The sequence below is a fragment of the Nitrosospira lacus genome (genome assembly GCF_000355765.4).
GTDB classification, from domain to species: domain Bacteria; phylum Pseudomonadota; class Gammaproteobacteria; order Burkholderiales; family Nitrosomonadaceae; genus Nitrosospira; species Nitrosospira lacus.
This window is the reverse complement of the sequence record NZ_CP021106.3, coordinates 1,337,778-1,356,224: the sequence shown is the minus strand read 5'-3', so window position 1 is coordinate 1,356,224 and position 18,447 is coordinate 1,337,778. Positions and strand designations below refer to the sequence as shown.

Sequence of the window (18,447 nt, the reverse complement as noted above, 5' to 3'; positions counted from 1 at the left end):
GTTCTTGCCGCCACTTCCCCATCTTCCACAACCATTAATTCTCAGTTCGATATAGACAGCCGTCTTTCAGGAAACCCGCCACGCTACCGGCGTCCACGGGGTCTATATCTCCCATAATCGCTGATTTTTCAGCCTTGCCGGTCTGATATCCATGGAACTTGAAAAAAGCTTCGAACCCCGCTCTATCGAAAGCCGCTGGTATTCTAGCTGGGAGTCCGCGGGTTATTTCAAGCCTATGCCCGTCGGCACCCCCGCTGAAACCGCCCCCGCCTACTGCATCATGTTGCCACCGCCCAATGTAACCGGCACCCTGCATATGGGGCACGCTTTCCAGCATACCCTGATGGACGCGCTGACGCGTTATCACCGCATGTGCGGGGACAATACGTTATGGCAGCCGGGAACGGATCATGCCGGTATTGCCACCCAGATTGTGGTGGAACGTCAACTGGACCAGCAAAATATCAGCCGCCGCGACTTGGGACGCGAAGAATTTCTCAAGCGCGTATGGCGCTGGAAAGAAGAATCCGGTTCTACCATTACCCGCCAGATGCGGCGGCTGGGGACTTCCTGCGACTGGTCGCGCGAGCGCTTCACCATGGACCCGGTGCTATCCCGTGCTGTCACCGAGGTTTTCGTGCGGCTCTATCGCGAGAGACTGATCTATCGTGGCAAGCGGCTGGTAAACTGGGACCCGGTGCTGCAAACCGCCGTTTCAGACCTGGAGGTCGTATCGACGGAAGAAGATGGATTTCTCTGGCATATTCTCTATCCGCTCGAGAATACGGATCCGGGTCTGGATGGGATAGGAGCGGAAGGATTGATTGTCGCCACTACCCGCCCCGAAACCATGCTGGGCGATATGGCGGTCGCCGTACATCCGGATGATCCGCGCTACCAGCACCTGATCGGCCGCCACGTGCGTTTGCCACTATGTGAACGAAGCATCCCGGTGATCGGGGACGCCTACGTCGACCCCGAATTCGGTACAGGTTGCGTAAAAATTACCCCGGCACACGATTTCAATGACTATCAGGTAGGGCAGCGGCATAAACTCATACCGCTCAATATTTTCACACTGGATGGAAAAATCAACGATCTTGCCCCCACTGAGTATCAGGGACTGGACCGTTTCGAGGCGCGCAAGAATATTATCGCCGCTCTGAAGGAACAAGGGCTTCTGGTCGAGGCCAAATCACACAAACTCATGGTACCGCGTGGCGACCGCACCCACACGGTCATTGAGCCAATGCTCACCGATCAATGGTATGTGGCGATGGAAGGCCTGGCAAAACGCGGTCTGGAAGCGGTAGCGAGCGGCGAGGTAAAATTCACGCCGGAAAATTGGAGCCACGTATACAATCAGTGGCTCGAAAATATTCAGGACTGGTGCATTTCACGACAATTGTGGTGGGGGCACCGGATTCCCGCGTGGTATGACGAGGATGGCAATATCTTTGTCGCACACGGCCTGGAGGAAGCGCAACGTGAGGCTGGCGAACGCAAGCTCACACAGGACGAGGATGTTCTCGACACCTGGTTCTCGTCCGCGCTATGGCCCTTTTCCACACTGGGCTGGCCTGAAAAAACACCGGAACTCGGAACATTCCTGCCGACTTCAGTGCTTATCACCGGTTTTGACATCATCTTCTTCTGGGTGGCGCGCATGGTCATGATGTCGCTGCATTTCACCGGCAAGGTGCCATTCAGGGAAGTTTATGTAACCGGGCTCATCCGCGATGCCGAGGGCCACAAGATGAGCAAGTCCAAAGGCAATGTACTGGACCCGCTGGATCTTATCGACGGCATCGCATTGCCGGATCTGGTCTCCAAGCGCACTACCGGACTGATGAATCCCGGGCAGGCCGAATCGATCGAAAAAGTCACACGCAAGCATTTCCCGGACGGCATTCCGGCATTTGGCACCGATGCGCTACGTTTTACTTTTGCCAGTCTCGCTTCCCATGGCCGCGACATTAAATTCGATATGCAGCGCTGCGAAGGCTACCGGAATTTTTGTAATAAACTTTGGAATGCCACACGTTACGTATTGATGAATTGCGAGGGTAAAGACACGGGCCTGCTCAATGGGCCGCCGTTGGAATACTCTGACGCCGACAGGTGGATCATCAGCCGCTTGCAACAAGCCGAAAGCGCGGTGGAGCAGGCTTTTCATGACTACCGCTTTGATATTGCGGCACGTGAAATCTACGAATTTGTCTGGGATGAGTATTGTGATTGGTATCTTGAACTCGCCAAGGTACAGCTGAACGGCGGGGCCGATGCTGTACAACGCGCAACCCGCCGCACCCTGGCACAAGTACTGGAAACCACGCTGCGCCTGGCCCATCCCATCATTCCATTCATTACGGAGGAATTATGGCAGAAAGCCGCACCGCTCGCCGGCAAACACGGTGTGAGCATCATGTTGCAACCCTACCCCAAGGCCAACCCGGCGCACCTCAGCGAAGATGCCATCGCGCGTATCCGGGCGCTCAAAGAGATGATCAATGCCTGCCGCACTTTGCGCGGCGAGATGAATTTGTCCCCGGCATTGAAAGTCCCGTTATTGGCTGCGGGAGACGGCCAGACGCTGACTGCTTTTTCTCCTTACCTGGTGGCGCTGGCCAAGCTCTCGGGTGTGGAAATCATGCGGGAGGGTCTGCCTCAGGCCGAGGCTCCCGTGGCAATCGTCGGAGAATTCAGGCTAATGCTGAGAATCGAGGTGGATATAGCCGCTGAGCGTGAACGCCTGGCCAGGGAAATGACGCGAATTGAAGGTGAAACCACCAAGGCACAAATCAAGCTTGCAAATGCCGGCTTCGTCGAGCGCGCCCCGGCCAGGGTGGTGGAACAGGAGAAAGAGCGGCTTGCTAATTTTAGCGCGACACTGGAGAAACTCGGGGAGCAACTGCGGAAATTGGACTGAATCATTACTCTTGATCGTCCGGTGCTGCGGTACATATGATCAGCTTGCTCAAGGTCCGGCAGCCGCTGACATTTTCGACTCCTTAACCCACGCTTGCTATTGCGGTAAATCATGGTAAAAACTTCAGATTTTCATCTTTGCTGCGCTATAATCACCGAAACCAATGAACAGACACCTCTCATTCTCCCCGCAATATCAGGGAGAACCTTATATGAAAAGGGGGAACAATCATTATCATCCTATTAGGCGGCCCCGGCGCGGGAAAAGGCACACAGGCCAATTATATCAAGGAACGTTTCGGCATTCCGCAGATTTCGACCGGCGATATGTTGCGTGCTGCGGTCAAGGCAGGCACCATGCTGGGCACTATGGCCAAGAAAATCATGGATGCGGGCGGACTGGTCTCCGACGACATCATAATCAATCTGGTTAAAGAGCGCATCGCACAGCCGGATTGCAAGAAAGGGTTTCTGTTTGACGGATTCCCTCGCACCATCCCCCAGGCGGATTCAATGAAAGCCGCAGGCGTACCCATCAATTACGTAATTGAAATTGACGTCTCCGACGAGGAGATCATCAGGCGTTTGTCGGGACGCCGCATGCATCCGGCCTCGGGTCGCATTTATCATGTGATATTTAATCCACCCAGAACGGATAACAAGGATGATGTGACGGGTGAGTTGCTGATACAGCGTGATGATGACAAGGAAGAGACCGTGAGAAGGCGGCTCGAAATCTATCACAGCCAGACTAAACCGTTGGTAGAATACTATTCGAGATGGTCAGCCAACGGTGGAACTGGCGCCCCCAGGTATATAAAAATAGCGGGGGTCGGATCGGTTGAAAGTATCCGCGACACCATTTTCGCGTCACTGCAATAACGTTAGTCACGGTTCCTGGCGGATCGGGATACATGATGTCCGCCTTTTAAATTCGCGAACGGAGCAATGCTGCATCGGCAGAGGATTCCATGCTTTGCCAATGTATTATGGCGCTGCCGGACCTTAGCGCCACGGAGAAGCGTGCGCCGCCGTGTAACGTAAGCCGCAAGAGATTTAAATAATCAGGAGAGAAACATGGCAGCAAAAAACGCTTTTTATGCGCAATCAGGTGGAGTTACCGCCGTCATCAACGCATCCGCCGCCGGCGTCATCGAAACCGCACGCCAGCAGAAAGGTAAGATAGGTAAAATTTATGCGGGTCGTAACGGCATTATTGGCGCGCTAACCGAAGATCTGATCGATACCGGCAAAGACTCCATCGCGGCGATCAGGGCTCTGCGTCACACTCCGTCAGGCGCGTTTGGCTCCTGCCGTTACAAATTAAAGAGTCTGGAGCAGAATCGGCGCGAGTATGAGCGCCTGATCGAAGTATTCAAGGCACATAACATCGGCTATTTCTTTTACAACGGCGGTGGTGATTCCGCCGATACCTGCCTCAAGGTATCACAGCTGGCCGACACGCTTGGCTATCCCATCCAGGCCATTCATGTTCCGAAAACGGTGGACAACGATCTCCCCATCACAGACTGCTGCCCCGGCTTCGGCTCGGTGGCAAAATACATCGCCGTATCCACGCTCGAAGCGAGTTTCGATGTGGCCAGCATGTCAAAAACATCAACCAAGGTATTCGTGCTGGAAGTGATGGGGCGTCATGCCGGGTGGATCGCGGCGGCGGGTGGCCTGGCATCCAGCAAGGATTGCGAGATTCCTATTGTTATCCTGTTTCCTGAAATTCCGTTCGATAGATCGAAATTCCTCGCCAAGGTCGATGATTTCGTCAAGAAATTCGGCTACTGCTCGGTGGTGGTATCGGAAGGTGTGAAAGGCGAGGACGGCAAGTTTCTCTCCGACCAGGGAGTACGCGACGCTTTCGGTCACGCTCAACTGGGCGGGGTCGCACCCGTCGTGGCAAACATCGTCAGGGACGGTCTGGGGCTCAAATATCATTGGGGTGTGGCGGACTACCTTCAACGCGCCGCCCGTCATATCGCGTCGAAAACTGATGTGGAGCAGGCTTACGCGATGGGCAAGGCGGCTGTCGAATTCGCTATCAAAGGCCATAACTCGGTGATGCCCACGATCGAGCGCCTCTCCAGCAAACCCTACCGATGGAAAGTCGGCATGGCCCAACTCAGCAAAGTCGCCAATGTGGAAAAAATGATGCCCAAGAATTTTATCAGCAAGGATGGTTTTGGCATCACTGATAAATGCCGGGAGTATCTTGCGCCTCTCATCAAGGGAGAAGACTACCCGCCTTACAAGGATGGCTTACCTAACTATGTGCGCCTGAAAAATGTGGCGGTAGCAAAGAAGTTGAGCGATTTTACAATCTGATTGCTTTCCAGCAGAGCCAAAGAAAAGTAATCAATCGGCATTTATCACTCTATTTTTATTTAAGAATGAGCACTTGATGCGGAATTCTGGATCCGGATTTCGTATGTGTTTTCAGCTGATCTGACTTTAACTGGAGATTTTAATGGCTAATGGTTTAATCATCGCAATCGGTTGTGCGATGGCGGCACTTGTATATGGAGTGGTTTCGATAAAATGGATTGTAGGTCTGCCCACCGGCAATGAGCGCATGCGCGATATTGCCGCCGCAATTCAACAAGGAGCTTCCGCGTACCTGAATCGCCAATACACCACCATCGGCATAGTCGGGGTTATCCTGCTGGTGGCCATTTTTATGGCCTTGGGCTGGCAGACCGCCGTCGGCTTCGCTCTCGGCGCATTTCTGTCGGGGTTGACCGGCTATATCGGCATGAACGTCTCAGTACGTGCCAATGTACGTACCGCACAAGCCGCCACACAGGGCCTCAATGCCGCGCTGGATGTAGCCTTCAAAGGTGGCGCAATAACCGGCATGCTGGTAGTGGGCCTGGGGCTGTTAGGCGTGGCGGGTTATTTTGCCGTTCTGACCGGCATGGGCGCCACCCAGTCGGAAGCGACTCATGCGTTGGTGGGCGTTGCCTTCGGCAGCTCACTGATTTCCATCTTTGCCCGTCTTGGGGGCGGCATATTCACCAAGGGTGCCGACGTCGGCGCCGACCTGGTGGGAAAGGTTGAAGCCGGTATTCCGGAAGATGATCCACGCAACCCGGCGGTTATTGCCGACAACGTGGGTGACAACGTCGGCGACTGCGCCGGCATGGCCGCCGATCTGTTTGAAACCTACGCCGTGACGATTATCGCTACCATGCTGCTGGGCGGCCTGCTCATCACCGACGCCGGTCCGAATGCGGCGCTCTACCCGCTGGTACTGGGTGGAGTTTCCATCATCGCCTCAATCATCGGCTGCTACTTTGTCAAAGCACGTGAAGGCGGAAAGATCATGAATGCGCTTTACCGTGGCTTGGCGGTGGCCGGTGGGCTGGCGGCAGTGTCCTATTATCCCATCACTACTATCATGCTGGGTGATGGTGTAATGATTGAGGGCAAGCTGGTTACATCGATGAACCTATACCTTGCCGGGCTGGTAGGCTTGGCGCTGACTGCGGCCATGGTGTGGATTACGGAATATTACACTTCCACCGAATATGCCCCAGTCCAGCATATCGCAGAAGCGTCCAGCACGGGCCACGGTACCAATGTCATTGCCGGCCTGGGCGTCTCCATGAAGTCTACCGCTGCTCCGGTACTGGTCGTTTGTCTTTCGATCTGGTGCGCTTTCGAACTGGGGGGGTTATATGGCATCGCCATCGCCGCGACTTCTATGCTCTCGATGGCGGGGATTATCGTGGCGCTTGATGCTTATGGCCCAATCACCGACAACGCCGGCGGTATTGCGGAAATGGCTGGTTTGCCATCAGAGGTACGCGATATTACCGATCCGCTGGACGCGGTGGGTAACACCACCAAGGCGGTAACCAAAGGTTACGCCATCGGCTCCGCCGGTCTGGCTGCGCTGGTACTGTTTGCCGATTACACCCACGCGCTCACGGCAGGCGGCAGCTCTATAAGCTTCGATTTATCCGATCATATGGTAATCATCGGCTTATTCCTCGGCGGCATGGTTCCCTACCTGTTCGGGGCCATGGCGATGGAAGCGGTGGGGCGCGCTGCCGGTTCAGTGGTGGTGGAAGTGCGACGCCAGTTCAAGGAGATCCCCGGCATCATGGAGGGGACTGCCAAACCGGACTATTCCAGAGCGGTGGATATGGTAACCAAGGCGGCGATCAAGGAAATGATTGTGCCCTCATTGCTGCCCGTAGCGGTACCCTTGATTGTTGGCCTCGTGCTGGGCCCCGTGGCCTTGGGCGGAGTACTGATTGGCGCCATCATCACCGGTATTTTCGTGGCGATTTCCATGACCGCGGGTGGCGGAGCCTGGGATAACGCAAAGAAATATATTGAAGATGGCCACTTTGGTGGCAAAGGCTCGGAAGCGCACAAGGCTGCCGTGACCGGCGATACCGTCGGCGACCCCTACAAAGACACTGCCGGTCCTGCGATCAACCCGCTCATCAAGATCATGAACATCGTTGCCTTGTTGATTGTGCCATTGATATAACCTGTATTGCTTTCGCGAAGCACGCCCGATAATTCCGGCGTGCTTTGTTTTTGGCTGCAACGGCAAATAGTCACCGTAATTCCAACCTATTTCTCGGCTATCAAGTCATCTTTATGGATAATAGAGTTACCCTCACCTTCGACGACGCCAAAAAAATTGCCGCAGTCGCGGAAGCAGAAGCTCGCCGCAACGACTGGCCGGTTGTAATTGCCATAGTTGATGACGGCGGACACCTTATTTATCTCTCGCGTCTCGACCACACCCAGTTCGGCAGCATCGAAGTGGCGATACGGAAAGCCCGCGCCGCCATCGCCTTTCGCCGCCCCACCAAGGTGTGGGAGGAACACGTCGCTGACGGACGCATGCGTTATCTCGGCTTACCCGGAGCTCTGCCAATTGAAGGAGGTTTACCCATCATGGTAAATAGTCAATTCATTGGCGCCGTCGGCGTCAGTGGTGTGCGATCGAATCAGGATGCACAAATTGCACAAGCGGGGTTGGATGCATTATTGAAATCCAATTGAGATATCCGGAAGTTCTGGGATTCCTGTTCTCTGGCCTCGTCATGTTGTATATCCTCAATCGGGATTGAAGTCCGGAAAGCGCTCCAGAACTCCACCTCCAGTATTCGTCATTCCAACAACGCCCTACGCGCTCATTGAGCTACCCTATCAACAATGGTGAAAAATTCGGAACTCTGCGGCCGCTTTATACGCATGCATTAGACTGGCATCGCCCCCAGCTTTCCATTGATATACAACCTTTCCCCTCTCGTAAGCGTCGTCAAACTCAGCGAGGACCAGAAATAAAAAATATATCTATCAGGTAAATATTTTGCACCGCTCTTAACCATACTGATATTATGGTTATGCTTCTCGCTTGAATGTACTCATTGAATGTGTCAATTTAAGAAGGAGAAACGGTGATGAAAACGGATAAAACCTTGGTAACCCTGATAGTACTGGTTCTCGGCCTGATATCGCTCTTCGGAATTCTAAATAGATGGTTCATCGTTATGTAGCGGCTCTATACGCTTTGGGGACTTGGACAAGCACTCGCATGCCAAAATTTTTACACGGAACTATTCTCGTTTTCGGCAACATTTTATTGAACGTTCAGACTGACTCCGTGCCTTGGCAAGCAGCAAGAGCTATGTCATGGCAGGCAAGGATTAACGTCCGCCAGGATATGCCTGCCCCTTCATGCGACGGAAGGGGTGACTGCTGCATTCCTTGCGATACCGATACCCGGCTCCGCCGCCTTGGCCAAGATCTATAGCGCAACGCCGCAATTTATGTGAACTCGTTGAGCCATGCGACCAACATGGCCTTTTCCTGGATAGCTCTGAACCCTGTCATGGAATCTGCCTGCGCGCGCCGAATTTTCGTTTTTTTTCGTCCCGCTGTCCTGTTTGTGGCTGAGTTAAGGTAGGATGGCGCTAAACCTGATGAATGCGCCTTCCTTCATGATCCGGATCTACTGATCCAGCGGGAAGAACCATGAGTTCCGTCATCCCGGACTTATTCGAAAATCCAGTCGGGACAAGCAATGATGGGCTTGGCACGCCATGGGACACCAGCTTCCATCGGTATGACTTCTGCATTGCTTGCCCTTAGCCCCACCAGAGCAGCAAATCCGGCGGCTGGTTGTTTGTCTTTAAGTTTAATGCCATGATCAACAAAGACTTTTTGTATCATTTGGCCTTCACCCTCAGAGTGACTCCGCTACAGGATTTAGGATAAATGAATTCCCCGGAGCTTCAGCAGAAAACCTTCCTGCTCATATTGATCGTCGTTTCTCTGGCGTTCGGATGGATATTACTGCCCTTTTTCGGCGCGGTATTCTGGGGAGCCGTTCTTGCCATAATATTTACCCCGTTTTATCGTCGGCTGCTGGTCGTCATGCACCAGCGCCAGACTCTTGCCGCGCTCACGACCCTGTTGCTCTGTCTGATCATGGTAATTATCCCATTCACGTTGATTGCGGCTTCGCTACTGCGGGAGGGACTCGCCATCTATCAACGCATCCAGTCGGGAGAACTGAACTTCGGCGCATATTTTCAGCAAATCATGGGAGCATTGCCGTCATGGATGGTCAAGTTTCTGGATAGTGTGGGACTCTCAAATATTTCCGGGATAAAAGATATGCTGTCGAACGGCGCGTTGCAGGGAAGCCAGCTTATTGCGACCGAAGCGCTCAATATGGGTCAGAATACATTCGAATTCATCATCAGCTTCGGAATCATGCTGTATCTCCTATTTTTCCTGCTGAGGGATGGTGCCATCCTCTCCGCGAAAATCAAGCAAGCGATTCCGCTGAGCACGGAACACAAGCGGCATCTATTCAGCAAGTTCATCACTGTCGTCCGTGCGACGGTGAAAGGCAATATTGCCGTGGCCGCGCTGCAAGGCACGTTGGGTGGAGTAATGTTCTCATTTCTTGGCATACAGGGAGCATTGCTATGGGGTTTCGTGATGGCCTTTTTATCCCTGTTGCCTGCGGTCGGCGCCGGACTGATCTGGGGTCCGGTGGCGATATACTTTCTACTTACCGGAGCCCTTTGGCAGGGCATAACCCTCATCGCCTTTGGCGTGCTGGTGATTGGAATGGTCGACAATGTTCTACGGCCCATACTCGTCGGAAAGGATACCCAATTACCCGATTACGTGGTCCTGATTTCTACTCTCGGGGGCATGGTTATCTTTGGCCTGAACGGTTTCGTCATCGGTCCGGTAATTGCAGCGCTGTTCATTTCCGGGTGGGATCTCTTCTCCTCAACCCGGGAAGCGCCTCCTAAAGATTGATCCGGAATCCGGCCACGGACGGCTCATTTTTCAATTTAGCGGATGACCCGGGAATCTTCTTGCACCACCGGTCTTTACCTCCTTGGTGCGCCCGTTATGGGAACGGATGGCACGATTCTTGGGTGCGAGGGCGCCTTGCTTGCAACCCCCTGCCACGCGTAAACCGCCCACCCCGCCCGTCCAACGCCAGATTTATAACCATTTTAGAATTTCATCTCCCGCCGGATTGCCCAGGCAAAGAAACGAGCGCCCAACAGCCATCTTGCCGCCACGGCCATCTTGGAATCAAGCGGTAGCGCATGTCGCACCGGGGGATTCGAGCTCGTAACCGCATCAAGCACCGCCCGGGCAATAACCGCCGGACCCGGGGCGTTGGGTTCTCCGGCCAGAAGGTGATGAAGACCCGTGATAATTTTCTGATAAGCAGGGGGATGTGTGACAGTATTAAGCAATTCCAGTTGCTTGGGAACAAATTCCGTCTTGATCAAACCCGGAGCAATAAGCACTACGTCAACTCCGAATTCCATCACTTCACCACGCACGGCGTCGGTCAATGCCTCCACGGCATGTTTGGAAGCCGCATACCAACCGAAACCCGGCGTTGACATCTTGCCCAGAATCGAAGTGATATTGATGATACGCCCCGACTTCTGTGCCCGCATATGCGGTAGAACTGCTTGCATGAATCTCGCATAGCCAAAGACATTCACCTCGAACTGTCGATGGGCTGCTTCCATTGAAACACATTCGACGGCTCCCAACTGACCATAAGCTGCATTATTTACCAGCACATCAACCCGCCCCTTGGTCAATATGACGTGGTTTACCATCCCGAGAATGGCGTCTTCATTGGCAACGTCCAGCTCGACGGGTTCAATATGATCGGAACGTATCTGTTCCAGCCTGTGCATGCGTCGCGCCGCCGCAAACACGTAGTAGCCGTTTTCGGCAAGAAGCACTGCCGTAGCTCTACCGATACCGCTGGACGCGCCGGTAACCAATGCAATTCGCTGAGTCATGCTTTCAACTCCTATTATACTAATCCATTGATTGGACAAGGAAAGTATGAAATCGCCTTGTGGCGAATTCACCCAAAAGCAAAAATCAAGTGGCACAAAAATTCTCTGCCAACCATCGTGCGGGACTGACAAATGGGCGGTCAACCGCCGGATTCCGGATTATTGTTATTAGGTTAACTTTTATACATAATGGGAGCAAATATTCGGTTACGCGCACTTCCCATGGCCAACGCTTTGCATGCCGGGATATTCGACTCTTTACAGCATCAGGCAACATACATTCCTCGATCAGATCGAAATCGAACCATGGGTGTGCGCATAAGGAGAGAAATATGGACACTACGTTGATTACAGGCGCCAATCGCGGCATCGGGCTGGAATTTGCCAGGCAATATGCCGCAGATGGCTGGCGGGTTCTTGCTTGCACCCGTCACCCACAAAAATCTGCCGCGCTCAATACATTGGCGGCCGAATATCCGGGGCAGATCACGGTACATGCGCTTGATGTCGCGGATCATGCACAGATAGAGAAATTGGCGCGATCCCTCACTGACGAATCTATCGACCTGCTCCTTAATAATGCCGGCATCTACACCTCCTGTCATAAAGATGACAATATCGATCAGGAGGCATGGATACGGGCCTTTCTCATTAATACTATAGCACCGCTAAAAATGGCCCAGGCATTTGCTCCACAAATCGACTGCGGCAGCCGAAAGACCATAGTAGCCATCAGCAGTAAAATGGGGAGCATTGCGGACAATAGCGGTGGCGGCAGTTATATCTACCGCTCAAGCAAGGCGGCTGTGAATATGGTGATAAAAAGCTTGGCGATCGATCTGAAACCAGCCGGCATCATCGCGGTGGTACTGCATCCCGGATGGGTAAAGACCGATATGGGTGGTCCGAATGCATTGATCTCCGCAACGAAAAGCGTATCCGGCATGCGCAATGTCATACGTAACCTTACCCTGGCCGATTCAGGAAGATTCATCGCTTATGATGGGCAGATGGTTCCCTGGTAGATCATAACCAGCCTATCAAAAAACCACTGGGTCCGCGCATCAGGTTGAACCAGCTTATTCGACGATTACCGCAGTTCCGCTAGCGGAAACCATCAGCATACCGTTTTCTTTACCCATTATCTCGTAATCGATATCGATGCCTATCACCGCATTTGCGCCGAGATCCTGAGCACGCTGACGCAGCTCTTCAAGTGCAATTTCGCGAGCGCGCTGCAGTTCCTTCTCGTAGGTTGCGGAACGTCCGCCCACCAGATCACGGATTCCTGCGAAGAGATCCTTGAACAGATTGGCGCCCAGGATTGCTTCGCCGGCTATCACACCGCAATACCTGGTAACACGCTTCCCTTCAATATTAGGAGTCGTTGTGAGTTGCATATTTTTTCCCCCTGGAATTTTTTAAGAAATAGGACAATTAATAGACTATCAGAGTTTCTAAACAAATACCGGCGGCATTTGCGGCTTCGGACACACCAGGATTAGCCTGATAAGGGACGGTTTATGGATGGTCGCATTAGCCTGTATTTCAGCGGGAAAAATATGCTCGCAGCCGACACGGAATTTGCCGGCACCCGAACAGCGCGCGCCTCCTACGGCACTCCCCCTCCCGCTCCGCCTCCCTTGGGCTGCCTCTTGCGAAGCTTCTTCAGCGGTCTTTTACTCTGCGTGTCGTTGCGGGATTTGAGCGGATCGGAGGGCACGACGGCCGTACGCCGGTTACCTCGCTCTGGCGATAAAGCCCGATTGACGGGAGTCAGGGTAATTTCAAGTTCGTTAATCTCATCCCACTGGGCTTCCGTACGTTGCCGCTCGGGTATCGCAAGAAGCTCTTGCAGGCGGTGATGAGAGGAGATTGGCTGTGGTTTATCCATGGTATATTAATGCAACGCTTCACTGATAATTATTATCATTTATAATACGCTGATTATGACTCGTCCCGCCGCTTCTTATATCTGGAGTAAATAAAAAATGCCGAGATCCCGCTTCAATCGCTATCTTACCGCAATGTTTTGCGGTGTCACGCTGTTTGGTGCCGGCGTGTCACACGCGGAGCAAGTCGTTGTGTACTCGGCACGGATTGAGCAACTCATCAAGCCAATGTTCGATGCTTTTACCCAGGAAACGGGAATCAAGGTAAAATTCGTCACCGATAAAGAAGGCGCATTGCTCGCGCGCCTGAAGGCGGAAGGGAAAAATACCCCTGCCGACATGCTGATCACCTCGGATGCAGGCAACTTGTGGGAGGCTGCGCGGGAAGGATTATTGAGGCCCATAGAGTCAGGAACGCTGGAGGCCAATATTCCCGCTTATCTGCGAGATCCCCAGAAACAGTGGTTCGGCCTGTCGGTACGTGCCCGCACCATCATTTACAATACGAAAAAAGTTAAACCTGCCGATCTTTCCACCTACGAAGCACTGGCCGAACCTAAGTGGAAGGGGCGCCTGTGTCTGCGCACTTCCAAGAAAGTATACAACCAGTCGCTGGTGGCAATGATGATTGCCGAATTAGGTGAGGCGCAGACCGAACAAATCGTAAAAGGCTGGGTCGCCAACCTGGCTACCGATCCCCTGTCCGATGACACCCGGGCGATGGAATTCGTCGCCGCCGGAAAATGCGATGTTACCCTGGCCAACACATATTATTATGGCCGCCTGATTGAAAAAGATCCCGCATTGCCACTAGCGATTTTCTGGCCCAATCAGGCAGGCAGCGGGGTTCATGTGAACATCTCGGGGGCGGGCGTTACCCGTTATGCCCATAACGTACCCGCCGCGACCAAATTGCTTGAATTCCTCTCATCGGAAAAAGCACAAAACCTGTTTGCCGATATAAATATGGAATACCCGGCCAATCCCAGGGTAAAAACTGGCCCTGCTGTAGCGGCCTGGGGCAGCTTCAAGCAGAATCCGGTAAACGTGACAAAGGCCGGTGAATTGCAAGCGGAGGCGGTGAAACTGATGGACCGATCCGGTTATCGATAGGGCTTCAACCCAGATCCGGTGGTTGACCACTCATTTTTCACCCATTTCTCAGCCCGGCACCATGACCCGCAATGACTCTTTGCCTCACTTGACCCTCACCTTTTTGGCAAGTTCGTTACAACTGCCGGATTTAGGATAAAGGGTGAAAGATGGCGCGTTAAACTCGACGGTAAACAATTCTACCACGAGATCCGGGGTTCCCGGATTTTTAAGTTCCGCTTATCGCACTTCATCAGGCTGGCGCATAATCCCTTTTCTGATGGCTGCGCTCGTGCTGATTCCTGTTGGCACCGTCATTTCATCGTTCTTTGCGCCCGCCAGCGATATCTGGCAACATCTGGTTGAAACGACCCTGATCAGTCTACTGGTCAATACGTTCTGGCTCGTCCTGGGAGTAGCATCTGGCACCGTGCTGTTAGGAGTCAGCCTGGCTTGGTTTACCGCAGTGTGCGAGTTTCCGGGACGAAAGTTCTTTTCGTGGGCGCTATTACTGCCGCTCGCCATCCCTGCGTATGTCACCGCATTCGTCGCACTGGGACTGTTCGACTATACCGGCCCGGTACAAACCGGGCTACGTGCCTGGCTGGGATCGGAACTCCCATGGTTTCCAAACGTACGCGGCAGGATGGGTGTCATTACTGTCATGGTTCTTGCATTTTATCCCTATGTCTATTTGCTGGCGCGCAACGCCTTTCTCACTCAGGGCAGGCGCTCACTGGAGGCTGCCCAATCGTTGGGCTTCAATCGCACGCAAGGGTTTCTCAAGGTAGCGCTGCCCATGGCACGGCCGTGGATAGCGGGAGGCGCGATGCTGGCCTTGATGGAAACCTTGGCGGACTTTGGTACGGTAGCGGTCTTCAATTACGATACCTTCACCACCGCCATCTATAAAGCCTGGTTCGGGATGTTTTCCCTGACGGCTGCCTCTCAGCTGGCCTCGTTACTGATTGTGATCGTTTTTGCAATGATAATCTTGGAACAACGGTTCCGCTCGCGTATGCGCTATGCGGAAACCAGACAAAGCGCACGAGCGAGTCGCATCCTGCTCTCCGGCTGGCGCGCGTGGCTGCTTGCGGCTTTCGCCTCGGGCACGTTGTTTTTTTCATTCCTGCTACCGGTTGCACAACTGAGCATTTGGGCGGCAAGCGTTTTCGCTCAGGATTTCGACCAGCGTTACCTGGAATTTCTCGGGCATTCATTGCTGCTGTCCTCTCTCGCCGCCCTGTTTACCTGTTCCGTCGCGCTGCTCATGGTATACGCGGCACGCCGCCACCCTGATCCAGCTACCCACGCCGCGGTGCGCATTGCCACGATTGGTTACGCCCTGCCTGGCGCCGTTCTGGCGGTAGGAATTTTCATACCAGTCGCCTGGCTGGATAATTGGCTGAGCGAATTAGCCATGCAATTATTTAATATTGAAACCGGGCTACTGATCCAGGGCACCCTCGTGACCATGCTGATTGCCTATATGACGCGCTTTCTCGCGGTAAGTCATAGCCCGATAGACAGCGCGATGCAACGCATAACCGGTAGCATCGATGAAGCCGCGATGGGGCTTGGCCTCAACGGATGGGCGATGCTGCGGCGGGTACATTTACCGATATTGAAAGGTGGAATATTTACCGCCGCCACGCTGGTATTCGTGGATGTAATGAAAGAAATGCCCATTACCTTGATGACCCGGCCATTCGGATGGGACACGCTGGCGGTGAGAATTTTCGAGATGACTTCGGAAGGGGCATGGGAGCAGGCCGCGCTTCCTGCGGTGGCGCTCGTGCTGGCAGGTCTGCTCCCGATAATATTGCTCGTGCGGCAAACAGAAAAATAAATCCTTAAACCCGAATAATCCATTAGTACGCGAGATAATGGCGAGACAGATTACAAGACAGTTTTGCCAGGTGGGCGTCCATAGCCCGGTCTATGGACGCCCGGCAAGCAGCGGAAATAGCCGCAAACTGATTGCCAGCACTCGGGTAGGTGCGGAAGCTGCCTGATGGATTATCTCGGTTAAAACTATACCACTGCCATGACCGCACTGCTTGAGCTCAGGAACATCCGGCATGCCTACGGCAAGCAGGTCGTCGTAAACGATTTATCGCTCACGCTGAGAAAAGGGCAAATCGGCTGCTTGCTGGGGCCGAGCGGATGCGGCAAAACGACCGTGTTACGCTGCATTGCCGGATTTGAACCCATCTCGGCTGGAGAAATCCTGCTCAATGGTGTGGTAGTAAGCAATGCCGATTTTTGCATGCCGCCGGAACGGCGCCACATCGGTATGGTATTTCAGGACTATGCGCTGTTTCCTCATCTGACCGTCGCTGCCAATATCGGTTTCGGTCTGCACGGCGTACAGAAAACCGGGCGCGACTCGCGCGTCGCCGAATTGCTGCAAACCGTGGGGCTCGCCGATGCGGCGGCCAAATACCCCCATGAACTTTCCGGCGGCCAGCAGCAACGAGTGGCGTTGGCGCGCGCACTGGCCCCGCGGCCTGATTTGTTATTGCTGGATGAACCCTTCTCCAATCTCGACGTCACGCTGCGCGAGCGTTTGAGCCTGGAAGTACGCGATATCCTCAAGAGCCAGAATGCCACCGCTATGTTAGTGACCCATGATCAGGACGAGGCGTTTGCCATTGCGGACGAAATCGGCGTCATGCATCGCGGTGAAATCCAGCAATGGGACACGGCCTATAATCTCTATCACAGGCCCGCCAACCGTTTCGTCGCAAATTTTATCGGGCAGGGTGTGTTCCTTTCCGGCAAGATGATTGACCCGCTCCACGTGGAAATCGAGCTGGGGGTTTTGACAGGGCAAGTCCAGCATGAATGTAAACCGGATTGCCAGTCATGCGGCAAGGGCTATCCCGTTGATGTGCTGATACGTCCGGATGACATCGTGCACGATGATACCAGCCCTATCCAAGCCTCAGTGATACATAAGGCTTTCCGCGGCGCCGATATTTTATACACATTGCGTCTGCCTGGCGGCGGCACCGCACTATCGCTGGTGCCCAGCCACCATAATCATGCCATAGGCGAGAAAATCGGCATCAGGCTGGAAACGGATCATGTGGTTGCATTCAGCAAATCTGTACCGTAATCCTGCAATACAAGTCCAGCCCGCACGTATCGATCCTTCGCTCCCATTAGCCTTATCATACCGCGCCGTAAGGGTACAGATAATAGGGTGAAACGCCAAGAATCAAATCAGCATGTGAGTCATTTTTGCTGCAAACCGGAATTCCGTGCCGCGCGAATCTCTTCCGCCAATTGCCACACGGCCATGGCGTAATGCACGCTGCGGTTATAGCGCGTGATAACGAAAAAATTATTAAAACCCAGCCAATACTCGTTCCCGCCGTTATTCGCCATCTCAAGCAGAGTGGCTGGATGATCATGAGGGATATCCGCCCGCGTCATGACGCCCAGTTTTCGTATTTCTTCCACCGTATGCAATGGCTTGCTTCCCGCGAATAAAATACTGCGATAGTTCTCTCCATTCACCATAGCTGGAACCACCACCGTTCCCCCTGTCTCCCAGCCAAAGCTCTTCAGATAATTCGCAACACTGCCTATTGCATCCGCCGTGCTGCCTGCCAAATCGACCTTGCCGTCACCATCGAAATCCACCGCATAACGCCGGTAGCTGCTGGGCATGAATTGCGGAATACCGATGGCCCCGGCATAAGAGCCCCTGATATTAAGGATGTCGGCGCCCTGCTCGCGCCCCAGTAGCAAATACTGCTCCAATTCGCCCCGAAAGAATGCGGCACGCCTCGGGTAGTCAAAAGCCAGCGTCGTTAATGCATCCAGCACACGGTGTTTACCGATCCGAGCGCCATAGGTGGTTTCCACACCAATCACCGCAGTGATGATTTCCTCGGGAATACCCGATTCTCTACGCGCCCGCTCCAACGTCGCGACGTGACTATTCCAGAAATCGACGCCACCCGCTATGCGCTGCGGATTGATAAAAATAGGGCGGAACTCATGCCATGGTCTGGAGGTCGCCGGCCGGGACATTGCATCGATGATGGCTGGCTGAAACTGTACCCCTCCGAATATGTTCTCAAGTTCGTCCTGTTCGAATCCATGCCGCGCCACCATCTCGCCGATAAAGATTTCGATCTCCGGACGCAACTGCTCTGCCATGGCTGGCGCACTCCCAGCGATTGAAA

At 53.6% G+C, this 18,447-nt stretch carries 15 protein-coding genes; 10 read left to right on the top strand and 5 right to left on the bottom strand.

Going from position 1 to position 18,447, the window contains the following annotated elements; translation table 11 throughout:
- Nucleotides 1–151 precede the first annotated feature (151 nt).
- The 5 genes from EBAPG3_RS05930 (at nt 152) to EBAPG3_RS05910 (ending at nt 7,965) form a co-directional block, all read left to right on the top strand.
- Nucleotides 152–2,929 carry a valine--tRNA ligase gene (locus EBAPG3_RS05930; protein WP_004178976.1) on the top strand — a complete coding sequence of 926 codons (2,778 nt, stop codon included), beginning with the start codon at nt 152–154 and terminating at the stop codon, nt 2,927–2,929.
- 227 nt (nt 2,930–3,156) lie between these two features.
- Nucleotides 3,157–3,810 (top strand): adenylate kinase, encoded by a 654-nt coding sequence (adk, locus tag EBAPG3_RS05925; RefSeq protein ID WP_040852681.1) that lies wholly within the window; start codon nt 3,157–3,159, stop codon nt 3,808–3,810.
- A 195-nt stretch (nt 3,811–4,005) separates the two neighbouring features.
- On the top strand, nt 4,006–5,265 hold the full coding sequence (locus tag EBAPG3_RS05920) for a 6-phosphofructokinase (protein ID WP_004178979.1): 1,260 nt from the start codon (nt 4,006–4,008) through the stop codon (nt 5,263–5,265).
- Between the two features lie 142 nt (nt 5,266–5,407).
- A complete protein-coding gene (locus EBAPG3_RS05915; protein ID WP_004178981.1) occupies nt 5,408–7,441 on the top strand; it encodes a sodium-translocating pyrophosphatase in 2,034 nt (677 codons plus the stop codon).
- A gap of 113 nt (nt 7,442–7,554) precedes the next feature.
- Entirely contained in the window at nt 7,555–7,965 is a 411-nt protein-coding gene (locus EBAPG3_RS05910) for a GlcG/HbpS family heme-binding protein (protein ID WP_004178983.1), read from the top strand.
- Nucleotides 7,966–8,961: 996 nt separating this feature from the next.
- Here EBAPG3_RS05910 and EBAPG3_RS15150 read toward each other — a convergent pair.
- Nucleotides 8,962–9,138, bottom strand: coding sequence for a hypothetical protein (locus EBAPG3_RS15150; protein ID WP_004178985.1), 177 nt, complete (start codon nt 9,136–9,138; stop codon nt 8,962–8,964).
- 45 nt (nt 9,139–9,183) lie between these two features.
- On the opposite strand from EBAPG3_RS15150, the gene EBAPG3_RS05905 reads away from it, so the two are divergent.
- Nucleotides 9,184–10,245, top strand: a complete 1,062-nt coding sequence (locus EBAPG3_RS05905; RefSeq protein WP_004178990.1) for an AI-2E family transporter — start codon at nt 9,184–9,186, stop codon at nt 10,243–10,245.
- A 203-nt stretch (nt 10,246–10,448) separates the two neighbouring features.
- Here the strand turns inward: EBAPG3_RS05905 and EBAPG3_RS05900 are convergent, their stop codons facing one another.
- Nucleotides 10,449–11,264 (bottom strand): SDR family NAD(P)-dependent oxidoreductase, encoded by an 816-nt coding sequence (locus tag EBAPG3_RS05900; protein ID WP_004178994.1) that lies wholly within the window; start codon nt 11,262–11,264, stop codon nt 10,449–10,451.
- A 332-nt stretch (nt 11,265–11,596) separates the two neighbouring features.
- On the opposite strand from EBAPG3_RS05900, the gene EBAPG3_RS05895 reads away from it, so the two are divergent.
- Complete coding sequence (locus EBAPG3_RS05895) at nt 11,597–12,289, top strand: SDR family oxidoreductase (protein WP_004178996.1); 693 nt, start codon at nt 11,597–11,599, stop codon at nt 12,287–12,289.
- A 54-nt stretch (nt 12,290–12,343) separates the two neighbouring features.
- Here EBAPG3_RS05895 and EBAPG3_RS05890 read toward each other — a convergent pair whose 3' ends face one another.
- The gene (locus EBAPG3_RS05890; protein ID WP_004178998.1) at nt 12,344–12,664 is read right to left on the bottom strand and encodes a heavy metal-binding domain-containing protein; all 321 of its coding nucleotides are present in this window, start codon (nt 12,662–12,664) and stop codon (nt 12,344–12,346) included.
- Between the two features lie 212 nt (nt 12,665–12,876).
- On the bottom strand, nt 12,877–13,158 hold the full coding sequence (locus tag EBAPG3_RS05885; RefSeq protein WP_004179000.1) for a hypothetical protein: 282 nt from the start codon (nt 13,156–13,158) through the stop codon (nt 12,877–12,879).
- Nucleotides 13,159–13,255: 97 nt separating this feature from the next.
- Between EBAPG3_RS05885 and EBAPG3_RS05880 the strand changes: the two genes are divergently transcribed.
- The 3 genes from EBAPG3_RS05880 to EBAPG3_RS05870 all read left to right on the top strand — a co-directional run bounded on the left by EBAPG3_RS05880 (nt 13,256) and on the right by EBAPG3_RS05870 (nt 17,369).
- Nucleotides 13,256–14,269 carry a Fe(3+) ABC transporter substrate-binding protein gene (locus EBAPG3_RS05880; RefSeq protein WP_004179002.1) on the top strand — a complete coding sequence of 338 codons (1,014 nt, stop codon included), beginning with the start codon at nt 13,256–13,258 and terminating at the stop codon, nt 14,267–14,269.
- 259 nt (nt 14,270–14,528) lie between these two features.
- On the top strand, nt 14,529–16,097 hold the full coding sequence (locus EBAPG3_RS05875; RefSeq protein WP_040852701.1) for an ABC transporter permease: 1,569 nt from the start codon (nt 14,529–14,531) through the stop codon (nt 16,095–16,097).
- A 198-nt stretch (nt 16,098–16,295) separates the two neighbouring features.
- A complete protein-coding gene (locus tag EBAPG3_RS05870) occupies nt 16,296–17,369 on the top strand; it encodes an ABC transporter ATP-binding protein (protein WP_004179008.1) in 1,074 nt (357 codons plus the stop codon).
- Between the two features lie 119 nt (nt 17,370–17,488).
- Here EBAPG3_RS05870 and mltB read toward each other — a convergent pair whose 3' ends face one another.
- Entirely contained in the window at nt 17,489–18,421 is a 933-nt protein-coding gene (gene mltB / locus EBAPG3_RS05865; protein ID WP_227869276.1) for a lytic murein transglycosylase B, read from the bottom strand.
- Nucleotides 18,422–18,447: the final 26 nt, after the last annotated feature.